General features: G+C 41.7%; 5 protein-coding genes. 3 read left to right on the top strand and 2 right to left on the bottom strand.

Annotated elements, in window-relative coordinates:
- Positions 1–63 precede the first annotated feature (63 nt).
- On the top strand, positions 64–4,365 hold the full coding sequence (gene rpoC, locus BWZ20_RS04895) for a DNA-directed RNA polymerase subunit beta' (RefSeq protein ID WP_076617121.1): 4,302 nt from the start codon (positions 64–66) through the stop codon (positions 4,363–4,365).
- Between the two features lie 141 nt (positions 4,366–4,506).
- Complete coding sequence (locus BWZ20_RS04890; RefSeq protein WP_076617118.1) at positions 4,507–4,824, top strand: DUF3467 domain-containing protein; 318 nt, start codon at positions 4,507–4,509, stop codon at positions 4,822–4,824.
- A 322-nt stretch (positions 4,825–5,146) separates the two neighbouring features.
- On the opposite strand, the gene BWZ20_RS04885 is transcribed toward BWZ20_RS04890, so the two are convergent.
- Both BWZ20_RS04885 and BWZ20_RS04880 read right to left on the bottom strand, forming a co-directional pair.
- On the bottom strand, positions 5,147–5,377 hold the full coding sequence (locus BWZ20_RS04885) for a (4Fe-4S)-binding protein (RefSeq protein WP_076617116.1): 231 nt from the start codon (positions 5,375–5,377) through the stop codon (positions 5,147–5,149).
- 137 nt (positions 5,378–5,514) lie between these two features.
- Positions 5,515–7,104: a peptide chain release factor 3 gene (locus tag BWZ20_RS04880; protein ID WP_076617113.1), complete on the bottom strand. Its 1,590-nt coding sequence runs from the start codon at positions 7,102–7,104 to the stop codon at positions 5,515–5,517.
- Positions 7,105–7,571: 467 nt separating this feature from the next.
- Between BWZ20_RS04880 and BWZ20_RS15255 the strand changes: the two genes are divergently transcribed.
- Positions 7,572–23,528, top strand: a complete 15,957-nt coding sequence (locus tag BWZ20_RS15255; protein WP_076617110.1) for a gliding motility-associated C-terminal domain-containing protein — start codon at positions 7,572–7,574, stop codon at positions 23,526–23,528.
- Positions 23,529–23,541 lie beyond the last annotated feature (13 nt).

Below are 23,541 nucleotides of genomic sequence, written 5' to 3'. Positions count from 1 at the left end.
AGTGATAAGCTGCAAATCAAATGACTGAAGACTGCAAACTGCAAACTGAAGACTATAAAAAACATGGCAAGAAAACAAGATAAGAATACAGTACAGAAATTTAACAAAATTTCTATTGGTTTAGCGTCTCCAGAATCTGTTTTAGCAGCTTCTCGAGGTGAAGTATTAAAGCCAGAAACTATCAATTATCGAACGCACAAACCTGAGCGTGATGGTTTGTTCTGTGAGCGTATTTTTGGTCCTGTAAAGGATTTTGAGTGTGCTTGTGGTAAATATAAAAGAATACGTTATAAGGGTATCGTTTGTGACCGTTGTGGTGTAGAAGTAACAGAGAAAAAAGTACGTAGAGATCGCGTAGGACATATAAATCTTGTAGTCCCTGTGGCGCATATCTGGTACTTCCGCTCATTACCAAACAAAATTGGTTACCTTCTTGGATTACCATCTAAGAAATTAGATATGATCATTTATTATGAGCGTTATGTGGTTATACAACCAGGTAATGCCATGAATGCAGAAGGTGAACCAGTACAAAAAATGGATTTCTTAACAGAAGAAGAATATCTTAATATTTTAGAATCGCTTCCACAAGAAAACCAATATTTAGAAGACACAGACCCTAATAAATTTATCGCTAAGATGGGTGCTGAGTGTCTTATCGATTTATTAGCAAGAATTGACCTGGATCAGTTATCATATGATTTAAGACATAAAGCTAATAACGAAACATCTAAGCAACGTAAGACAGAAGCTTTAAAGCGCCTTCAAGTTGTTGAAGCATTTAGAGAATCTAATGAAAATAGAGAGAATAGACCAGAGTGGATGATCATGAAAGCTATTCCTGTAATTCCACCAGAATTAAGACCTTTAGTGCCATTAGACGGTGGTCGTTTTGCAACTTCAGATTTAAATGATTTATACCGTCGTGTAATTATCCGTAACAATCGTTTGAAGCGTTTGGTTGAGATAAAAGCACCAGAAGTGATTCTGCGTAACGAGAAACGTATGTTACAAGAATCTGTAGATTCATTATTTGATAACACACGTAAGTCGTCTGCAGTAAAAACGGATTCTAATAGACCATTAAAATCATTATCAGATTCACTTAAAGGTAAGCAAGGACGTTTCCGTCAAAACTTACTTGGTAAGCGTGTAGATTATTCAGCACGTTCTGTAATTGTTGTAGGACCAGAATTAAAATTATTTGAATGTGGATTGCCAAAGAACATGGCAGCAGAGCTTTACAAGCCTTTTATTATTAGAAAATTAATTGAAAGAGGTATTGTAAAAACGGTAAAATCTGCAAAGAAAATTATAGATAGAAAAGAGCCTGTAGTTTGGGATATCTTAGAGAATGTTCTTAAAGGACATCCAGTATTACTAAACCGTGCTCCTACACTTCATAGACTTGGTATCCAAGCATTCCAGCCAAAGCTTATCGAAGGTAAAGCGATTCAGTTACACCCGTTAGTCTGTACGGCATTTAACGCGGATTTCGATGGTGATCAGATGGCAGTGCATTTACCTTTAGGGCCAGAAGCAATCTTAGAAGCGCAATTATTAATGTTGGCTTCTCATAATATATTAAACCCAGCAAATGGTTCGCCTGTAACCGTACCTTCTCAGGATATGGTACTTGGTCTTTACTATATGACCAAGTTGCGTAAGACTGATAAAGAATACACTGTTAAAGGAGAAGGATTAACATTCTACTCACCAGAAGAAGTAACTATTGCTTACAACGAGAAGAAGGTAGATCTTAATGCAGGTATTAAAGTAAGAACAAAAGATTTTAACGAAGAAGGTGAATTAACAACGCAAATCATTGAGACTACTGTTGGTCGTGTACTTTTTAATGAAAAAGTGCCAGAAGCAGCAGGTTATGTTAATGAAGTTTTAACAAAAAAGTCTTTAAGGGATATTATTGGTAAAATCTTAAAAGTTACTTCAGTTCCTGAAACGGCTGAGTTCCTCGATGAGATAAAAACATTAGGTTACAAGTTTGCTTTCCAAGGTGGATTATCATTCAGTTTAGGTGATATTATTATCCCAGAAGAAAAGCACTCTATGATTGATGCTGCCAACAAGCAAGTTGATGGTATTATGGGTAACTATAATATGGGTCTAATCACTAATAACGAACGTTACAACCAAGTTATTGATATCTGGACATCTACCAATGCTGAATTAACTGAATTATCTATGAAGCGTATCCGTGAGGATCAACAAGGCTTTAACTCAGTATTTATGATGTTAGACTCTGGAGCTCGTGGATCTAAAGAACAGATTCGTCAGTTAACAGGTATGCGTGGATTAATGGCAAAGCCTAAGAAATCTAACGCAGGTGGTGGAGAGATTATTGAAAACCCTATTCTTTCTAACTTTAAGGAAGGTCTTTCAATTCTTGAATACTTTATATCTACTCACGGTGCTCGTAAAGGTCTTGCAGATACAGCTCTTAAAACTGCCGATGCTGGTTACTTAACCCGTCGTTTAGTGGATGTTTCACAAGATGTTATCGTTTATGAAGAAGATTGTGGTACATTAAGAGGTATTGAAGTTTCTGCACTTAAGAAGAATGAAGAAGTCGTAGAAAAGTTAGAAGCTAGAATCGTTGGTAGAACATCATTAAATGATGTTTACGATCCATTAACTGAAGAACTTATTATCGAAGCTGGTGGGCATATTGATGATAATATCGCTAAAAAGATTGGAGATTCAGCCATAGAAACCATAGAAGTTCGCTCACCACTAACTTGTGAAGCGAAGCAAGGTATTTGTGTAAAGTGTTACGGACGTAACCTAGCAACTGGTAAAATGGTACAACGAGGCGAAGCTGTCGGTGTTGTGGCTGCTCAATCTATTGGTGAGCCTGGTACACAGCTTACGCTGCGTACATTCCACGTTGGTGGTATTGCAGGTAACATCTCAGAAGAAAATAAGTTAACAGTTAAGTTTGACGGAATTGCTGAAATAGATGATCTTAAAACCGTGAAAACTAAGGATGGTGAAGGAAAAGAAGTAGATGTCGTTATTTCCAGAACTTCAGAATTAAAGCTAACAGATGCTAAAACAGGTATTGTTTTAAGTACAAATAACATTCCTTATGGCTCTCATATTTTTGTTAAGCCAGGTGCTAAAGTGAAGAAAGGTGATGTTATCTGTCAGTGGGATCCATATAACGGTGTAATTATTTCAGAATTTGCAGGTAAAGTAAAATACGAAAACATTGAGCAAGGCGTCACCTACCAGGTAGAGATTGATGAACAAACAGGTTTCCAAGAAAAGGTAATTTCAGAGTCTAGAAACAAGAAGTTGATACCAACATTATTGATTGAAGATAAGAAAGGGGAAACGATCCGTTCATACAACTTACCAGTTGGTGCTCACATTATGATTGACGATGGAGATAAGATTGAAGTAGGTAAAATCTTAGTTAAGATACCTCGTAAATCTGCTAAAGCTGGTGATATTACAGGTGGTCTTCCGCGTGTAACTGAGTTATTCGAAGCGCGTAATCCATCTAACCCAGCTGTAGTAAGTGAAATTGATGGTGTGGTGTCTTTTGGTAAGATTAAGCGAGGTAACCGTGAAATCATTATCGAGTCTAAATTAGGTGAGGTGAAGAAATATTTGGTTAAGTTGTCTAACCAGATCCTTGTTCAAGAAAATGATTACGTAAAAGCTGGTATGCCGCTATCTGATGGTTCTGTAACACCAAACGATATCCTCAATATCAAAGGGCCATCTGCTGTACAACAGTACTTAGTAAACGAAGTGCAAGAAGTATACCGATTACAAGGTGTGAAAATTAACGATAAACACTTTGAAGTTGTTGTAAGGCAGATGATGCGTAAGGTAAGAATCATAGATTCAGGAGACACTATTTTCTTAGAAAATCAATTAGTTCATAAATCAGATTTTATTGAAGAAAATGATAAGATTTTTGGGATGAAAGTTGTTGAAGATGCTGGTGATTCCGAGAATCTAAAATCAGGTCAAATCGTAACTGTACGTCAGCTAAGAGATGAAAACTCAATATTACGTAGAGAAGATAAAAACCTTGTAACAGCTAGAGATGCGCAACCTGCAACTGCTACACCAATATTACAAGGAATCACCAGAGCTTCACTACAAACTAAGTCGTTTATCTCTGCTGCATCTTTCCAAGAAACAACTAAGGTTCTTAACGAAGCTGCAGTAAATGGTAAAGTTGATACTTTAGAAGGACTTAAGGAAAATGTTATTGTAGGACACAGAATACCAGCTGGTACAGGTGTTAGAGAATACGATAATATCATTGTAGGTTCTAAAGAAGAGTTTGACCAGATGATGAAGGCTAAAGAAGAAATGAACTTTAACTAAATGAGACTCATGTTTATTAAGCCTAAGGCAAAGATAAACTTGTAAGTTGAATTTATCCTAAAGCTTCATTTAGGAGCCCATAAAACAAAAGCCTTCATTCTATTATAGTTCGAAGGCTTTTTTAATTTTAAAATTAATATTATGTCAGAAGAAAAAAAGAATCCAAAAAAAGGACAAATAAATATAGAGTTAGATGAAAAGGTTGCAGAGGGTACTTATTCTAACCTAGCAATAATCAATCATTCGGTTTCAGAATTTGTTGTTGATTTTGTTAGTATTATGCCTGGTACACCTAAGAGTAAGGTAAAGTCTAGAATAATTTTAACACCACAACATGCTAAACGTTTACTAAAAGCATTAGGTGATAATGTAGCGCGATTTGAAAAAGCCCATGGTGAAATCAAAGATTACGAGCAACCACCAATTCCATTAAATTTTGGACCAACAGGCCAAGCCTAAATTTAGAATTTGAGTTGCTCGAAATTTTTTTATGAGAGCAACCACCAATTCCATTGAATTTTGGACCAACAGGCCAAGATTGGTCCGATATAGTTAATGTAAATAGAAAAAAAACATTCTATTGAAAAGAGTAATTGTAATTGGTTAAATTAGATAAGTATAAATGTATTTTTTGTTTTTTTTATATATATCCTTCAAAAATTTATAAAACACTCTTAAATCTTTTAAAATAAATTATTTTCTATTTTTAGATAGAATTCGTCGAAAATAAAAAATCCTTATAGTTAATAACTGTAAGGATCTTTTTTGTAGATCATATATTTTAGGCCACATCTTTTTGGTTTAGATGATACTTTAATGCACCTGATGGACATTTCTTAATCTGGTCTACAATCACATCAGTGTGTGCGCCATCTAAATCAATCCATGGAATCACAGAATTCCTAAATACTTCTGAAAGTTGTTTAGCGCAAATACCAGCATTTACACAACAACGCGGTTCGTATGTTACAGTAATATCCTTATTGCTGTAAACGTTTGCTTTTGCATCCATAATAAGCAGATTAGTTTGGGGTTAATCTTATTATTAATTAAATAGTGATGATCAAGAATAACTAAAATACCGTTAAAAAGCAAATAACATCGACAAAACACATTTAATTTTTAATAAAATCGATGAAAGCTATGGTTTTATTCAAACTCAGACGTCATATGAAATGTTATACTAGGATATTTTTGTTGTGTCATTTGTAGGGTAAACATTGAGTCGGCTAAAAAAACCAGTTGATTTTGCTTATCTCTAGCTAAATAACGTTGTTTCACCCTTAAAAAATCTTTAAATTCATCACTTTTATCATTATCAGTTTGTACCCAACAAGCTTTATGCACATTAAGATTTTCGTAAGTACATTTTGCACCATATTCGTGCTCTAATCTGTATTGAATAACTTCATATTGAAGCGCTCCAACAGTGCCAATGACCTTACGACCGTTATAATCTAAGGTAAACAACTGAGCAACACCTTCGTCCATTAATTGATCAATACCCTTATAAAGTTGCTTAGCTTTCATTGGGTCTGCATTATTAATATACCTAAAATGTTCAGGTGAAAAACTTGGAATTCCCTTATAATTGAGTACCTCACCTTCTGTAAGAGTATCTCCAATTTTAAAGTTTCCAGAGTCCTGTAAACCAACAATATCACCGGGATATGAAATGTCTACAATTTCTTTCTTTTCAGCAAAAAAAGCATTAGGACTAGAGAATTTAAGTTTTTTATCGTGCCTTACATGTAAATAAGGAGTATTTCGTTTAAACTCTCCAGAAACAATCTTCACAAAAGCCAATCTGTTTCTGTGGTTTGGGTCCATATTGGCATGAATTTTAAAAACAAAACCAGAAAATTCCTTTTCTTCGGGTTGTACTAAACGTTCTTCACTTTTTTTAGCTCTAGGCTTAGGCGCTATTTCAACAAAACAATCTAATAATTCACGCACACCAAAATTATTCAATGCAGAACCAAAAAATACAGGTTGTAAATGACCATTTAAATAGGCTTCTTTATCAAAATCAGGGTAGATACCCTCTACCAATTCTATCTCATCTCTTAGAGTTTGCGCTGCTTTTTCACCAACAAGTTTATCTAACTCTTTAGAATTTAAATCAGAAATTTCAACAGTATCGTTAATATGCTGCTTACTATCTCCTTTAAAAAGATTAACGTTCTTTTCCCAAATGTTATAAATGCCTTTAAATTCGTAACCCATACCAATAGGGAAACTTAAAGGTGTAACTTTTAGGCCAAGTTTTTGTTCAACTTCATCCAAAAGGTCAAAAGCGTCCTTACCCTCACGGTCTAGTTTGTTAATAAAAACAATCATTGGGATGTTACGCATTCTACAAACTTCAACCAGTTTTTCGGTTTGTTCCTCGACACCTTTGGCTACATCAATAACTACAATTACGCTATCCACAGCGGTTAAGGTTCTAAAAGTATCCTCGGCAAAATCCTTGTGCCCAGGAGTATCTAAAATATTGATTTTAATACCATTATATTCAAAAGCCAAGACAGAGGTAGCCACAGAGATACCACGTTGGCGCTCTATTTCCATAAAGTCACTCGTAGCACCTTTTTTTATTTTATTACTTTTTACGGCTCCGGCTTCTTGTATAGCACCACCAAAAAGTAATAGCTTTTCTGTTAATGTAGTTTTACCAGCATCTGGATGCGATATAATTCCAAATGTTCGTCTTCTATTTATTTCTTCTTTAAAACTCATAAATAATTATCAGTTGCAAAAATAATAATTACAAGAGATCTGCAACAAATAAAAGTGAGTTCATCGATATACGGTTTCCATTTAACTTAAATAATTGTCGTTCAACTAAAAGAGAAATGGAAGTATATTAATTCGTAATTTTTGTAATTATCTTTCGGACATAAAAACAATGGTTTCTTTTTGTACTTTTACATTAAGAAAATTTTAAGATTAGTTTTCTTACTAAGTAAGCTTCGAAGTTGATTAATAGCGAATCTCTTCACCTAGATTTATTTAGTTTTTATTAGTGACATCAAGACAATTTTTAGTGTCTTAAAAGATATAAAAGAATAACTCAAAGGTTTTTTATGTAAAAATCTTACAAAAAAAATTTGTTTTTTACACTTTGTCGGATATATTTGCATTTTATCGACAAATCAAAACATTGATTTAATAAAATTTGAATTACACATCAACTACATAATAATATGAAAATCTCTACTCGATTCTCTAATTTAAGCTTAGCCTACATATGTTTAGGATTTGTCTTTTTCCATTCTATTACAATTAAAGCCCAAGGCTGTCCAACTATTAATGAAGACGGTATATTTAATCCTGAAACAGATGTACTGATGACCTCTTATCATCAATCGATGGCTAAAACCACTACTGGTATTGTGGCTTGGGGTGAAGATATGGCTGCAAACGGAGGTAATGCCAATGTCATTACGGAAGTTACACCAGCAAATGGTTACAATTACTCGGGAACTCCCTTGCACTTTGCACTCTCTGGTAATTCAGATGGGCAAGGTTTCTTAGCTACTACTGTTAGTTTGTATGCTTGGGGTGGTGTTGGCGAAGTTGTTGATGGTGACTTTGTCTCTGGAATAGGGTTTAATGATATGGATGCTACTCAGACTCTACCTTTTAATTCAGCTGACATTACACAAATGCATGCCAGTTCAGATGTGCTTTTTGTAATTGCTGCAGGAGAAGTTTGGGTTGCTACAACAGGCACGACAGCACCAAGTGGTAATAACAGTACCAATGGAAATATTTGGCAACAGGTACAGACATCTGCTGGAGTTCCTCTTACTGGAGTAATCAATATAACTGGTAATAAATATGCTGGTTATGCACTTTTGTCTAATGGTGATATTTATACATGGGGAGATAATGTGGTAATTGGTGATGGTAGTCCCGCTCAAAACCTAGACTTTGCAACTTTAATGGCTACTCCACCAGCACCAGTGAAAGAAATATCTTCGTTTACACACAATGATGGTGATACAGGTCTATTATTGTTGGCAACTGATACAAAAGTTTATGGTGTAGGAGATAATACACTTGGAGAATTAATAACTACGGGTTCTGGTGTTGTTACTTCATGGACGGCAATACAAGATAATTCGGGCATGAGTGATCTTATAGGAGTTATCCAATTATCAACCACACATACTTCGGAAGAATGGGCTGCAGCTGCAGTACTTGTTGAACCAGCGTTACCCTCTGATCCTTATATCATATATAGTTGGGGTTGGAATAATCAAAACTCTATCGGTCAAGGTGGCAATGCTGTTATTCAAAATCCAACTATTCCTCCGTCATTCAATGTCGGTGTAGACGATCCAGTTTACGTGAGCGTGGGTGGTCATGCAATGACATTTTTCAATAGAGCTGGTGGTGGTTCAATTTGTTTTGTGGGACATATTACAAGTGGAAGTACCGGTGGTTTAACCACAGGATCTGGAAATGTGTTTGAATGTGTTATACCTGCAACAGTAGAGCTTTGCGGATCTCAACCAACAATTTTAGCTTTAGATGATGATTTTAGTGGTTCACCATTTGATGCGATTACTGGCGGTACTACCGCTAGTGTTTTTGCAGACAACGGGAATGGTATTGATGAATCGGATGGTTCACCAGCAACAGACGCAAATATTAATGATAATATAAATATTAGTAACAATGGAGGCTTAACAGGTGTTTCTATTAATACAGACGGAACAATAGATGTGCCAGCAGGCGCAACTGCAGGAACTTATACAGTAACGTATGAGATTTGTTTAAATGCTCCAAATGAAACTATATGTACTACAGCAAATGTAATCATCGAATTAGTAGCAAATTGTGATATCACAGCAATAAGTTCTTCTAATGAATCTGTTTGTAATGATAACCTAACACCAGATAATATTAGTGATGATACCTTTACGGCAGATATAACAGTAACTTTTACTAATGCACCTGGAGTCGGTACTCTAGATTTATCTGGTGATGGTACTGCTTCTGTTTCTGTGGTAGGTTTAACCTCACCACATACATTTACAGGTGTGACTCTGCCTGCTAATGGTAGTGCAATTTCATTAACAGCAACGTTTTCTAATGATGGTGCTTGTACGCTAACTAATAATTCGGTTGTTAATGCACCTTTTGAGTGTAGTGACGATGAGTGTCCAGATGTTATTCCACCTGGTAGCCCTGCGGCCCCTTTGGTAGCGGGTAATGTTTCGTTTAATATCACTAATCCTGCGGGCAATAGCTCTCCAAAAATATTTAATTCTATATCAATCGCTGGTGAACCAAATCCTTTTACGGATTTATTAGTACCAGACAATATTTCGTATTCTTACTCTACGCCCACAGCAACAAACCAAAGTATTATAGAAAATGGTGTAGATGGAGCCGATATTACAGATGGATCAGCCATTTTCGATCCTGCTCTAATTGCAGCAAATACAGATAGAAATTTAAACCATTATTTCAGAAATGATGGTAATATTTTTGCAACAGATTATGTGAATTTCGAGTTTAACTATGATATTAATGCTGCTTCTAATAGGTATGTTATTATTACAGAGCGTGGTGGTAATAACACTATGGAAGTTCAGGCAATTGATGCAACAGGAAACGTAATCGGTACGCCACAACCAATCAATCAGGTTAGCGGAGCAGATGGGCCAACTACATATATTGGTACTGGAGTTAATAATAACAACGGACAGCAGGTTTTTGCAACTATATATCCTCTAACGGCTTTTGTGGGTCCTAATGTACCAATCAATGGTGTACGTTTAACCCAATCTGGTGCTAGTGGTGGTGATGGTGGTGATGGTAAAGTATTTATAGTATACGATCCATTTTTCTTAACACCTCCGCCTACTATTTCTTTGTCCACGTCTTTTACACAACCAGTGTGTCCAGCAAATGAAGGTACAATTACCATAGATGCAACAGATAATGGTGGTGGTCCATTAGAATATAGTATTAATGGAGCCGCAGGTCCATGGCAAGCTTCCAATGTGTTTAACAATGTTGGTCCTGGAACATACAACGCTGCAGTAAGATATATTGGTTCTCCTTCATGTCAAAATATTAGTTCAGATGCTTTTACACTTTTAGATGGAGGTTGTCTTACAATTACTGCTAACGATGATGACTTCTCTGCGACACCAATAAATAGTTTAATACCTGGATCAACAACAGCTAGTGTGTTTGCAGATAATAGCAGTGGTACAGATTTAGCAAACGGTGTTGCAGCTACTAATGGTAATATCTCAAATAATATTAGTATAAGTAATGATGGAGGTATGACAGGTGTTGTTATTAATAACAATGGTACTATAGTTATACCACCAAATACCCCAAATGGTACATATTTCGTGGAATACACAATATGCTTACAAGCAGACAATACAGTTTGTGATACTGCAGTTGCGACTATTGTTGTAGCAAATATAGACCCATGTGATGCCTTGGCCTCTGGAGGTTTAGATACTGATGGTGATGGTATAACCGATTATTGTGACCAAGACGATGATAATGACGGTATTTTAGATGTCAATGATATAGACTGTTCTTCTGGACCATTAGCACTAGGTCAAACTTTCTCTGATAATACAGGATCCAATTTTAATGCTGAGTTTATAACAAACGTTTATGCTTATAACGGTGTAAGCGCAACATTTGGATACGAGTTATTTGGCGGGTCAGCGTGGAATGGTGGTGTTTCCAACCAAAACACCGCTGGTATATTACCAGATGGGGAATATATCAATACAATAGCAGATGGTACAACTTTTCCTGAAAATGAAGTTGTTAGGTATTATTTTACCTTTACAGAGCCAGTTTATAATGTCAATTTCAAATTAGGTGGTCTTGATGATTTTGATAGAGCTGATTTTTTTGCAACCAATGGTTCAGATAATGTACCAGTAAATTTATCAGATATAAATATAGGTGCAAATCTCACTATAAATGGTCAGAGCGCAGTCACTGGTGCGTCTGCAAGCGCAAATGCACCTGCAAATAGTATAGCCATACAAGTTGTAGGGCCTGTAACAGAAATCGTTATTACTGTTGGTAAACAAAATGGGGATGAAACTGCTAATGTAGAATTACAATTCTATGAAATGCAGTACTGTGTCGCAATAGATACAGATGGAGATGGTATTAACGATATCGTCGATCTAGACTCAGATAATGATGGTATTTTTGATGTAGATGAAGTAGGTGGCATAGATGTAAATAACGATGGCATGGCAGATGGAGCTGTAGATCCTGTAACAGGGATACCATCAACTGCCGGAACTGGAATAACACCAATAGATACGTTAAACGATGGTAGTTTCGATTATCAAAATACAGATAGTGACGGTGATGGATGTGCCGATGCAAACGAAGCCTACGGTAACGTAAATGCGGCAGGTACAGACAACGGTCAGTTTGGAGAACCCGACCCTGCCAATGTCGATGCTAATGGCCTAGTCATAGATGGAGATGTTAATTATAGTATTGGCACAAATACCGCAGTTGTAAACCCATTGCTTTCTCCAGCATGTAACCCATGTGATGCTACGATTTCAGGTAATGATGATAATGATGGTGATAATGTTTCAGATATTTGTGATGTAGATGATGATAATGATGGTATTCTAGACATTAATGAGCTAGATTGTTCTGCAGGCCCAATAGCTTTAGGGCAGACTTTTGCCGACGCTACAGGTTCAAACTTTAATCCAGAATTTATTCCAAACTTGTTCCCCTATAATGGTGCTAGTGTTACTTTTGGGTACGAGTTAAGAGGAGGTGTTGCTTGGAACGGTGGAGTTTCAAGTCAAAATAATGGGGCAATTTTACCGGATGGTGCGTTTATCAATACAATACCAGACGGAACAGATTTTCCAAATGGTGAAGTTGTAAACTATTATTTTACATTTACTGAACCTGTTTACAACGTAAACTTTAAAGTTGGTGGGTTAGACGACTCTGATAGAGCAGATTTTACGGCAACAAATGGCTTACAAAATATACCAGTAAATATTTCCGATATAAATGTAGGTGCTAATTTAACTATCAATGGGCAAAGTGCAGTAACCGGTTCTTCGGCTAACGCTAACGCTCCTTTTAATAGTATACAAATAGAAATATTAGGACCAGTTACTGACATTGTGGTCACGGTCGGAAAACAAAATGGTAATGCAGGAAATGTTGAATTACAATTCTATGAATTCGAATATTGTCTTGGATTAGATACTGATGGTGATGGAGTTGATGATATTTTTGATTTAGACTCCGATAATGATGGTATTTATGATGTTGATGAAGCAGGAAATGGCACTTTAGATACCAACGATGATGGAGTCTTGGATTCTAATGACACAACTTTTAATGATGGAAATGGAAATGGTGCAGATGATACAGCAGAAGCAACAACACCAATAGATACAGGTAGTGACGGTAGTTTCGATTTTCAAAATACTGATAGTGATGGTGATAGTTGTCCAGACGCAAATGAGGCCTACGATAATCCTTTTGTCTCAGGTTCTGATGGTGGACAATTTGGGGAGCCAGATCCCGCATTAGTTGATCCTAATACAGGTCTAGTTACAGAAACAGGTGTGGACTACTCTACAGGAACCAACGCAGCTGTCACTGATCCAAGTGTTGCAACAAGTTGTGTTATTAATCCTAGCATAACTACCGTAAAAACATTTCTAAATATAAATGGTGATCCTTTAATTACAGAGTACAGTGCTCTTAATCAGGTTATCAATTACACAATCACATTAACCAACTCTGGAAATGTTGACGTCTATAATCCAACAATGGTAGATACCACTGCAGATACAGCGCCAGTTAGAGGAGCTGATGCACCAGGTAATGACGATGCAGTTCTAGAAGTAGATGAGGTATGGACATACACTGTTTCTCACACGGTTACACAAATAGATTTAGATAATGGCTCTTATACTAATACTGCTGAAGCTGATGGTTCTGCAGATACAACAAATGACGCTTCTGGTGATACACCGGTAGATAGTGATGATATTGAAACGGTTAATGGTATTGAGATGCCAGCTATCGAGGCGGTCAAGACCGTAGCGATCACCAATGATGTAGCACCAGCAGGAGCAAGTTTAGGAGATACGGTAGAATATACGATCACGGTAACCAACACAGGAAATGTGACCTTAGATGGAGTCGGTATTGTGGACACGTTCGAGGATGCCAACGGCAACCCACTGACCTTATTAACCGGCCCAACGTTCGTGAGTGCAGATGCCGGCAGTTTAGAAGGCGACTTATTAGTCGGCGAGACAGCGACGTATACAGCGACCTATGTTATCGAGCAGGCGGCCGTAGATGCCGGAGGCTTTAGCAACAGTGTATTAGCCGATGGAGACAGTCCTGCGGATACCAATGTCGATGACACGAGTGATGATGGTGATGACACGGATGGGAACACGGAAGACGATCCGACAGAGACGACCATCGCGGAAGCCCCAAGTATCGAGGCGGTCAAGACCGTAGCGATCACCAATGATGTAGCACCAGCAGGAGCAAGTTTAGGAGATACGGTAGAATATACGATCACGGTAACCAACACAGGAAATGTGACCTTAGATGGAGTCGGTATTGTGGACACGTTCGAGGATGCCAACGGCAACCCACTGACCTTATTAACCGGCCCAACGTTCGTGAGTGCAGATGCCGGCAGTTTAGAAGGCGACTTATTAGTCGGCGAGACGGCGACGTATACAGCGACCTATGTTATCGAGCAGGCGGCCGTAGATGCCGGAGGCTTTAGCAACAGTGTATTAGCCGATGGAGACAGTCCTGCGGATACCAATGTCGATGACACGAGTGATGATGGTGATGACACGGATGGGAACACGGAAGACGATCCGACAGAGACGACCATCGCGGAAGCCCCAAGTATCGAGGCGGTCAAGACCGTAGCGATCACCAATGATGTAGCACCAGCAGGAGCAAGTTTAGGAGATACGGTAGAATATACGATCACGGTAACCAACACAGGAAATGTGACCTTAGATGGAGTCGGTATTGTGGACACGTTCGAGGATGCCAACGGCAACCCACTGACCTTATTAACCGGCCCAACGTTCGTGAGTGCAGATGCCGGCAGTTTAGAAGGCGACTTATTAGTCGGCGAGACAGCGACGTATACAGCGACCTATGTTATCGAGCAGGCGGCCGTAGATGCCGGAGGCTTTAGCAACAGTGTATTAGCCGATGGAGACAGTCCTGCGGATACCAATGTCGATGACACGAGTGATGATGGTGATGACACGGATGGGAACACGGAAGACGATCCGACAGAGACGACCATCGCGGAAGCCCCAAGTATCGAGGCGGTCAAGACCGTAGCGATCACCAATGATGTAGCACCAGCAGGAGCAAGTTTAGGAGATACGGTAGAATATACGATCACGGTAACGAACACAGGAAATGTGACCTTAGATGGAGTCGGTATTGTGGACACGTTCGAGGATGCCAACGGCAACCCACTGACCTTATTAACCGGCCCAACGTTCGTGAGTGCAGATGCCGGCAGTTTAGAAGGCGACTTATTAGTCGGCGAGACGGCGACGTATACAGCGACCTATGTTATCGAGCAGGCGGCCGTAGATGCCGGAGGCTTTAGCAACAGTGTATTAGCCGATGGAGACAGTCCTGCGGATACCAATGTCGATGACACGAGTGATGATGGTGATGACACGGATGGGAACACGGAAGACGATCCGACAGAGACGACCATCGCGGAAGCCCCAAGTATCGAGGCGGTCAAGACCGTAGCGATCACCAATGATGTAGCACCAGCAGGAGCAAGTTTAGGAGATACGGTAGAATATACGATCACGGTAACCAACACAGGAAATGTGACCTTAGATGGAGTCGGTATTGTGGACACGTTCGAGGATGCCAACGGCAACCCACTGACCTTATTAACCGGCCCAACGTTCGTGAGTGCAGATGCCGGCAGTTTAGAAGGCGACTTATTAGTCGGCGAGACGGCGACGTATACAGCGACCTATGTTATCGAGCAGGCGGCCGTAGATGCCGGAGGCTTTAGCAACAGTGTATTAGCCGATGGAGACAGTCCTGCGGATACCAATGTCGATGACACGAGTGATGATGGTGATGACACGGATGGGAACACGGAAGACGATCCGACAGAGACGACCATCGCGGAAGCCCCAAGTATCGAGGCGGTCAAGACCGTAGCGATCACCAATGATGTAGCACCAGCAGGAGCAAGTTTAGGAGATACGGTAGAATATACGATCACGGTAACCAACACAGGAAATGTGACCTTAGATGGAGTCGGTATTGTGGACACGTTCGAGGATGCCAACGGCAACCCACTGACCTTATTAACCGGCCCAACGTTCGTGAGTGCAGATGCCGGCAGTTTAGAAGGCGACTTATTAGTCGGCGAGACGGCGACGTATACAGCGACCTATGTTATCGAGCAGGCGGCCGTAGATGCCGGAGGCTTTAGCAACAGTGTATTAGCCGATGGAGACAGTCCTGCGGATACCAATGTCGATGACACGAGTGATGATGGTGATGACACGGATGGGAACACGGAAGACGATCCGACAGAGACGACCATCGCGGAAGCCCCAAGTATCGAGGCGGTCAAGACCGTAGCGATCACCAATGATGTAGCACCAGCAGGAGCAAGTTTAGGAGATACGGTAGAATATACGATCACGGTAACGAACACAGGAAATGTGACCTTAGATGGAGTCGGTATTGTGGACACGTTCGAGGATGCCAACGGCAACCCACTGACCTTATTAACCGGCCCAACGTTCGTGAGTGCAGATGCCGGCAGTTTAGAAGGCGACTTATTAGTCGGCGAGACAGCGACGTATACAGCGACCTATGTTATCGAGCAGGCGGCCGTAGATGCCGGAGGCTTTAGCAACAGTGTATTAGCCGATGGAGACAGTCCTGCGGATACCAATGTCGATGACACGAGTGATGATGGTGATGACACGGATGGGAACACGGAAGACGATCCGACAGAGACGACCATCGCGGAAGCCCCAAGTATCGAGGCGGTCAAGACCGTAGCGATCACCAATGATGTAGCACCAGCAGGAGCAAGTTTAGGAGATACGGTAGAATATACGATCACGGTAACCAACACAGGAAATGTGACCTTAGATGGAGTCGGTATTGTGGACACGTTCGAGGATGCCAACGGCAACCCACTGACCTTATTAACCGGCCCAACGTTCGTGAGTGCAGATGCCGGCAGTTTAGAAGGCGACTTATTAGTCGGCGAGACGGCGACGTATACAGCGACCTATGTTATCGAGCAGGCGGCCGTAGATGCCGGAGGCTTTAGCAACAGTGTATTAGCCGATGGAGACAGTCCTGCGGATACCAATGTCGATGACACGAGTGATGATGGTGATGACACGGATGGGAACACGGAAGACGATCCGACAGAGACGACCATCGCGGAAGCCCCAAGTATCGAGGCGGTCAAGACCGTAGCGATCACCAATGATGTAGCACCAGCAGGAGCAAGTTTAGGAGATACGGTAGAATATACGATCACGGTAACGAACACAGGAAATGTGACCTTAGATGGAGTCGGTATTGTGGACACGTTCGAGGATGCCAACGGCAACCCACTGACCTTATTAACCGGCCCAACGTTCGTGAGTGCAGATGCCGGCAGTTTAGAAGGCGACTTATTAGTCGGCGAGACAGCGACGTATACAGCGACCTATGTTATCGAGCAGGCGGCCGTAGATGCCGGAGGCTTTAGCAACAGTGTATTAGCCGATGGAGACAGTCCTGCGGATACCAATGTCGATGACACGAGTGATGATGGTGATGACACGGATGGGAACACGGAAGACGATCCGACAGAGACGACCATCGCGGAAGCCCCAAGTATCGAGGCGGTCAAGACCGTAGCGATCACCAATGATGTAGCACCAGCAGGAGCAAGTTTAGGAGATACGGTAGAATATACGATCACGGTAACCAACACAGGAAATGTGACCTTAGATGGAGTCGGTATTGTGGACACGTTCGAGGATGCCAACGGCAACCCACTGACCTTATTAACCGGCCCAACGTTCGTGAGTGCAGATGCCGGCAGTTTAGAAGGCGACTTATTAGTCGGCGAGACGGCGACGTATACAGCGACCTATGTTATCGAGCAGGCGGCCGTAGATGCCGGAGGCTTTAGCAACAGTGTATTAGCCGATGGAGACAGTCCTGCGGATACCAATGTCGATGACACGAGTGATGATGGTGATGACACGGATGGGAACACGGAAGACGATCCGACAGAGACGACCATCGCGGAAGCCCCAAGTATCGAGGCGGTCAAGACCGTAGCGATCACCAATGATGTAGCACCAGCAGGAGCAAGTTTAGGAGATACGGTAGAATATACGATCACGGTAACCAACACAGGAAATGTGACCTTAGATGGAGTCGGTATTGTGGACACGTTCGAGGATGCCAACGGCAACCCACTGACCTTATTAACCGGCCCAACGTTCGTGAGTGCAGATGCCGGCAGTTTAGAAGGCGACTTATTAGTCGGCGAGACGGCGACGTATACAGCGACCTATGTTATCGAGCAGGCGGCCGTAGATGCCGGAGGCTTTAGCAACAGTGTATTAGCCGATGGAGACAGTCCTGCGGATACCAATGTCGATGACACGAGTGATGATGGTGATGACACGGATGGGAACACGGAAGACGATCCGACAGAGACGACCATCGCGGAAGCCCCAAGTATCGAGGCGGTCAAGACCGTAGCGATCACCAATGATGTAGCACCAGCAGGAGCAAGTTTAGGAGATACGGTAGAATATACGATCACGGTAACGAACACAGGAAATGTGACCTTAGATGGAGTCGGTATTGTGGACACGTTCGAGGATGCCAACGGCAACCCACTGACCTTATTAACCGGCCCAACGTTCGTGAGTGCAGATGCCGGCAGTTTAGAAGGCGACTTATTAGTCGGCGAGACAGCGACGTATACAGCGACCTATGTTATCGAGCAGGCGGCCGTAGATGCCGGAGGCTTTAGCAACAGTGTATTAGCCGATGGAGACAGTCCTGCGGATACCAATGTCGATGACACGAGTGATGATGGTGATGACACGGATGGGAACACGGAAGACGATCCGACAGAGACGACCATCGCGGAAGCCCCAAGTATCGAGGCGGTCAAGACCGTAGCGATCACCAATGATGTAGCACCAGCAGGAGCAAGTTTAGGAGATACGGTAGAATATACGATCACGGTAACGAACACAGGAAATGTGACCTTAGATGGAGTCGGTATTGTGGACACGTTCGAGGATGCCAACGGCAACCCACTGACCTTATTAACCGGCCCAACGTTCGTGAGTGCAGATGCCGGCAGTTTAGAAGGCGACTTATTAGTCGGCGAGACAGCGACGTATACAGCGACCTATGTTATCGAGCAGGCGGCCGTAGATGCCGGAGGCTTTAGCAACAGTGTATTAGCCGATGGAGACAGTCCTGCGGATACCAATGTCGATGACACGAGTGATGATGGTGATGACACGGATGGGAACACGGAAGACGATCCGACAGAGACGACCATCGCGGAAGCCCCAAGTATCGAGGCGGTCAAGACCGTAGCGATCACCAATGATGTAGCACCAGCAGGAGCAAGTTTAGGAGATACGGTAGAATATACGATCACGGTAACCAACACAGGAAATGTGACCTTAGATGGAGTCGGTATTGTGGACACGTTCGAGGATGCCAACGGCAACCCACTGACCTTATTAACCGGCCCAACGTTCGTGAGTGCAGATGCCGGCAGTTTAGAAGGCGACTTATTAGTCGGCGAGACAGCGACGTATACAGCGACCTATGTTATCGAGCAGGCGGCCGTAGATGCCGGAGGCTTTAGCAACAGTGTATTAGCCGATGGAGACAGTCCTGCGGATACCAATGTCGATGACACGAGTGATGATGGTGATGACACGGATGGGAACACGGAAGACGATCCGACAGAGACGACCATCGCGGAAGCCCCAAGTATCGAGGCGGTCAAGACCGTAGCGATCACCAATGATGTAGCACCAGCAGGAGCAAGTTTAGGAGATACGGTAGAATATACGATCACGGTAACCAACACAGGAAATGTGACCTTAGATGGAGTCGGTATTGTGGACACGTTCGAGGATGCCAACGGCAACCCACTGACCTTATTAACCGGCCCAACGTTCGTGAGTGCAGATGCCGGCAGTTTAGAAGGCGACTTATTAGTCGGCGAGACGGCGACGTATACAGCGACCTATGTTATCGAGCAGGCGGCCGTAGATGCCGGAGGCTTTAGCAACAGTGTATTAGCCGATGGAGACAGTCCTGCGGATACCAATGTCGATGACACGAGTGATGATGGTGATGACACGGATGGGAACACGGAAGACGATCCGACAGAGACGACCATCGCGGAAGCCCCAAGTATCGAGGCGGTCAAGACCGTAGCGATCACCAATGATGTAGCACCAGCAGGAGCAAGTTTAGGAGATACGGTAGAATATACGATCACGGTAACCAACACAGGAAATGTGACCTTAGATGGAGTCGGTATTGTGGACACGTTCGAGGATGCCAACGGCAACCCACTGACCTTATTAACCGGCCCAACGTTCGTGAGTGCAGATGCCGGCAGTTTAGAAGGCGACTTATTAGTCGGCGAGACAGCGACGTATACAGCGACCTATGTTATCGAGCAGGCGGCCGTAGATGCCGGAGGCTTTAGCAACAGTGTATTAGCCGATGGAGACAGTCCTGCGGATACCAATGTCGATGACACGAGTGATGATGGTGATGACACGGATGGGAACACGGAAGACGATCCGACAGAGACGACCATCGCGGAAGCCCCAAGTATCGAGGCGGTCAAGACCGTAGCGATCACCAATGATGTAGCACCAGCAGGAGCAAGTTTAGGAGATACGGTAGAATATACGATCACGGTAACGAACACAGGAAATGTGACCTTAGATGGAGTCGGTATTGTGGACACGTTCGAGGATGCCAACGGCAACCCACTGACCTTATTAACCGGCCCAACGTTCGTGAGTGCAGATGCCGGCAGTTTAGAAGGCGACTTATTAGTCGGCGAGACAGCGACGTATACAGCGACCTATGTTATCGAGCAGGCGGCCGTAGATGCCGGAGGCTTTAGCAACAGTGTATTAGCCGATGGAGACAGTCCTGCGGATACCAATGTCGATGACACGAGTGATGATGGTGATGACACGGATGGGAACACGGAAGACGATCCGACAGAGACGACCATCGCGGAAGCCCCAAGTATCGAGGCGGTCAAGACCGTAGCGATCACCAATGATGTAGCACCAGCAGGAGCAAGTTTAGGAGATACGGTAGAATATACGATCACGGTAACCAACACAGGAAATGTGACCTTAGATGGAGTCGGTATTGTGGACACGTTCGAGGATGCCAACGGCAACCCACTGACCTTATTAACCGGCCCAACGTTCGTGAGTGCAGATGCCGGCAGTTTAGAAGGCGACTTATTAGTCGGCGAGACAGCGACGTATACAGCGACCTATGTTATCGAGCAGGCGGCCGTAGATGCCGGAGGCTTTAGCAACAGTGTATTAGCTGATGGAGACAGTCCTGCGGATACCAATGTCGATGACACGAGTGATGATGGAGATGACACGGATGGCAACACGGAAGACGATCCGACGGAAACCATTATTATTCAAGCTCCTAGTTTAGCAATTGAGAAAACTAGTAGTTTAGACTTAGGTGCAGATGGAATTGCAACTGTTGGTGATATAATAACATATACTTATACAGTTACAAATACAGGAAATACAACAGTATTTGATGTTAATGTTACTGAGGATGCAGCTGACTTTACTGGAACAGGAACATTACCAACACCAGTTTATCAAAGTGGTGGTAGTGATGAAGATGGTGAGTCTGACTTAGAAGACATGATTGTAGGTTCAGGAACAATAGTTTATACAGCAACCTACGCTATCACACAAGCAGATATTGATGCCGGCATCGTAACAAATCAGGCGATAGCTAATGGAACCGATCCATTAGGTGGAGGAGTAACTGATGATAGTGATGATCCAACAGATCCTACTAGTACAGATGATCCAACAGATACGACGATTCCACAAGATCCTAGTTTAGCAATTGAGAAAACTAGTAGTTTAGACTTAGGTGCAGATGGAATTGCAACTGTTGGTGATATAATAACATATACTTATACAGTGACCAATACAGGAAATACAACAGTATTTGATGTTAATGTCACTGAGGATGCAGCTGACTTTACTGGAACAGGAACATTACCAACACCAGTATATCAAAGTGGTGGTAGTGATGAAGATGGTGAATCTGACTTAGAAGATATGGTTGTTGGTTCAGGAACTATAGTTTATACTGCAACCTACGCAATCACCCAGGCAGATATTGATGCAGGTATAGTAACAAACCAGGCTAGCACCAATGGAACTGATCCATTAGGTGGAGGAGTAACTGATGATAGTGATGATCCAGCAGATCCTACTAGTACAGATGATCCAACAGATACGACGATTCCACAAGATCCTAGTTTGGCTATTGAGAAGACTAGTAGCTTAGACTTAGGTGCAGATGGTATAGCAACTGTTGGTGATATAATAACATATACTTATACAGTTACCAATACAGGAAATACAACAGTATTTGATGTTAGTGTTACTGAGGATGCAGCTGACTTTACTGGAACAGGAATATTACCAATACCAGTCTATCAAAGTGGAGGTAGTGACGAAGATGGAGATTCACAAATAGATGATCTTGCTGTTTCACCTCAGAATCCAATTGTATTTACGGCAACATATGCACTTACACAGGCAGATATTGATGCAGGTATAGTAACAAATCAGGCTCTAGCCAATGGTTCTGATCCATTAGGTGGCGGAGTAGCTGATGATAGTGATGACCCAACAGATCCAACAGGTACGGATGATCCTACCGATACTGAGATTATCCAAGTTCCTATGATAAGTCTCATCAAAACTACCTTACCACTTGCAGATACAAATGGCGATGGTATTGAAGGAAGTTTAGGTGACGAAATTTCATATGTATTTATAGTTGAGAATACAGGTAATGTTACATTAACTAATATTGAAGTTGAAGACCTGTTGCCAGGTATAAACTTAGTTGGCGGACCTATTGCACAGTTGCTTCCTGGTGATGTTGACAGTACAACATTTACAGCGACTTATGAGATTACTCAAGTTGATTTAGATACAGGATTTGTAATAAATTCTGCAAACGTAACAGCTGAGAGTCCAGGTGGCGATTTAGGTGATCCAACAGATGATGTAAGAGATACTAGTGATGATCCTAATGATGCTAATGATAATGATGATAACGGTGATGGTGAACCAGATGATCCAACCGTAACACCAGTTAATTCAATATTTGATTTAGAAGTAACTAAAGTTGTAGATGAAGTAAGACCAGTAGTAGGAGACGAAGTTACATTTACTATAGAAGTAGCTAACATTGGTAACGTAACAGCTACCAACGTCATTATAAGTGAAGAAATTCCAACGGGTTACATGTTTGTTTCTGCAATTACGACTGCAGGAACATATTCAGAGTTTGATGGCGAATGGACAGTTGGTCAGTTAGATCCTGATCAGGTAGAAATTCTTGAAATAACTGTAGAGGTATTAGGCATTGGTGATTATGCCAACACAGCATTTGTAAATAATGCAGATGGCGGTAATGACATTAATCCTTCAAATGATGAAGATACAGCAACGGTAGATCCAATATGTCTAACAATCTATAATGAATTTTCACCAAATGGTGACGGAGTTAATGAGACCTTTGTCATTGATTGTATAGAGCGATTCTCAAACAACAAATTAGAAGTTTATAATAGATGGGGTAACATTGTTTATTCTAAAAATGGATATCTGAACGATTGGGATGGCACTTCTAATGGTAGAGCAGTAATTAATCAATCTGATCAGTTACCTGTAGGGACATATTATTATGTTCTAGATTTAGGCGATGGATCTGAGCCAAGAGTAGGATGGTTATATATAAATAGATAAGTAAACAACTTTA

This window comes from Winogradskyella sp. J14-2 (assembly GCF_001971725.1).
Lineage (GTDB): Bacteria > Bacteroidota > Bacteroidia > Flavobacteriales > Flavobacteriaceae > Winogradskyella.
This window is presented reverse-complemented; position numbering and strand designations above follow the sequence as displayed.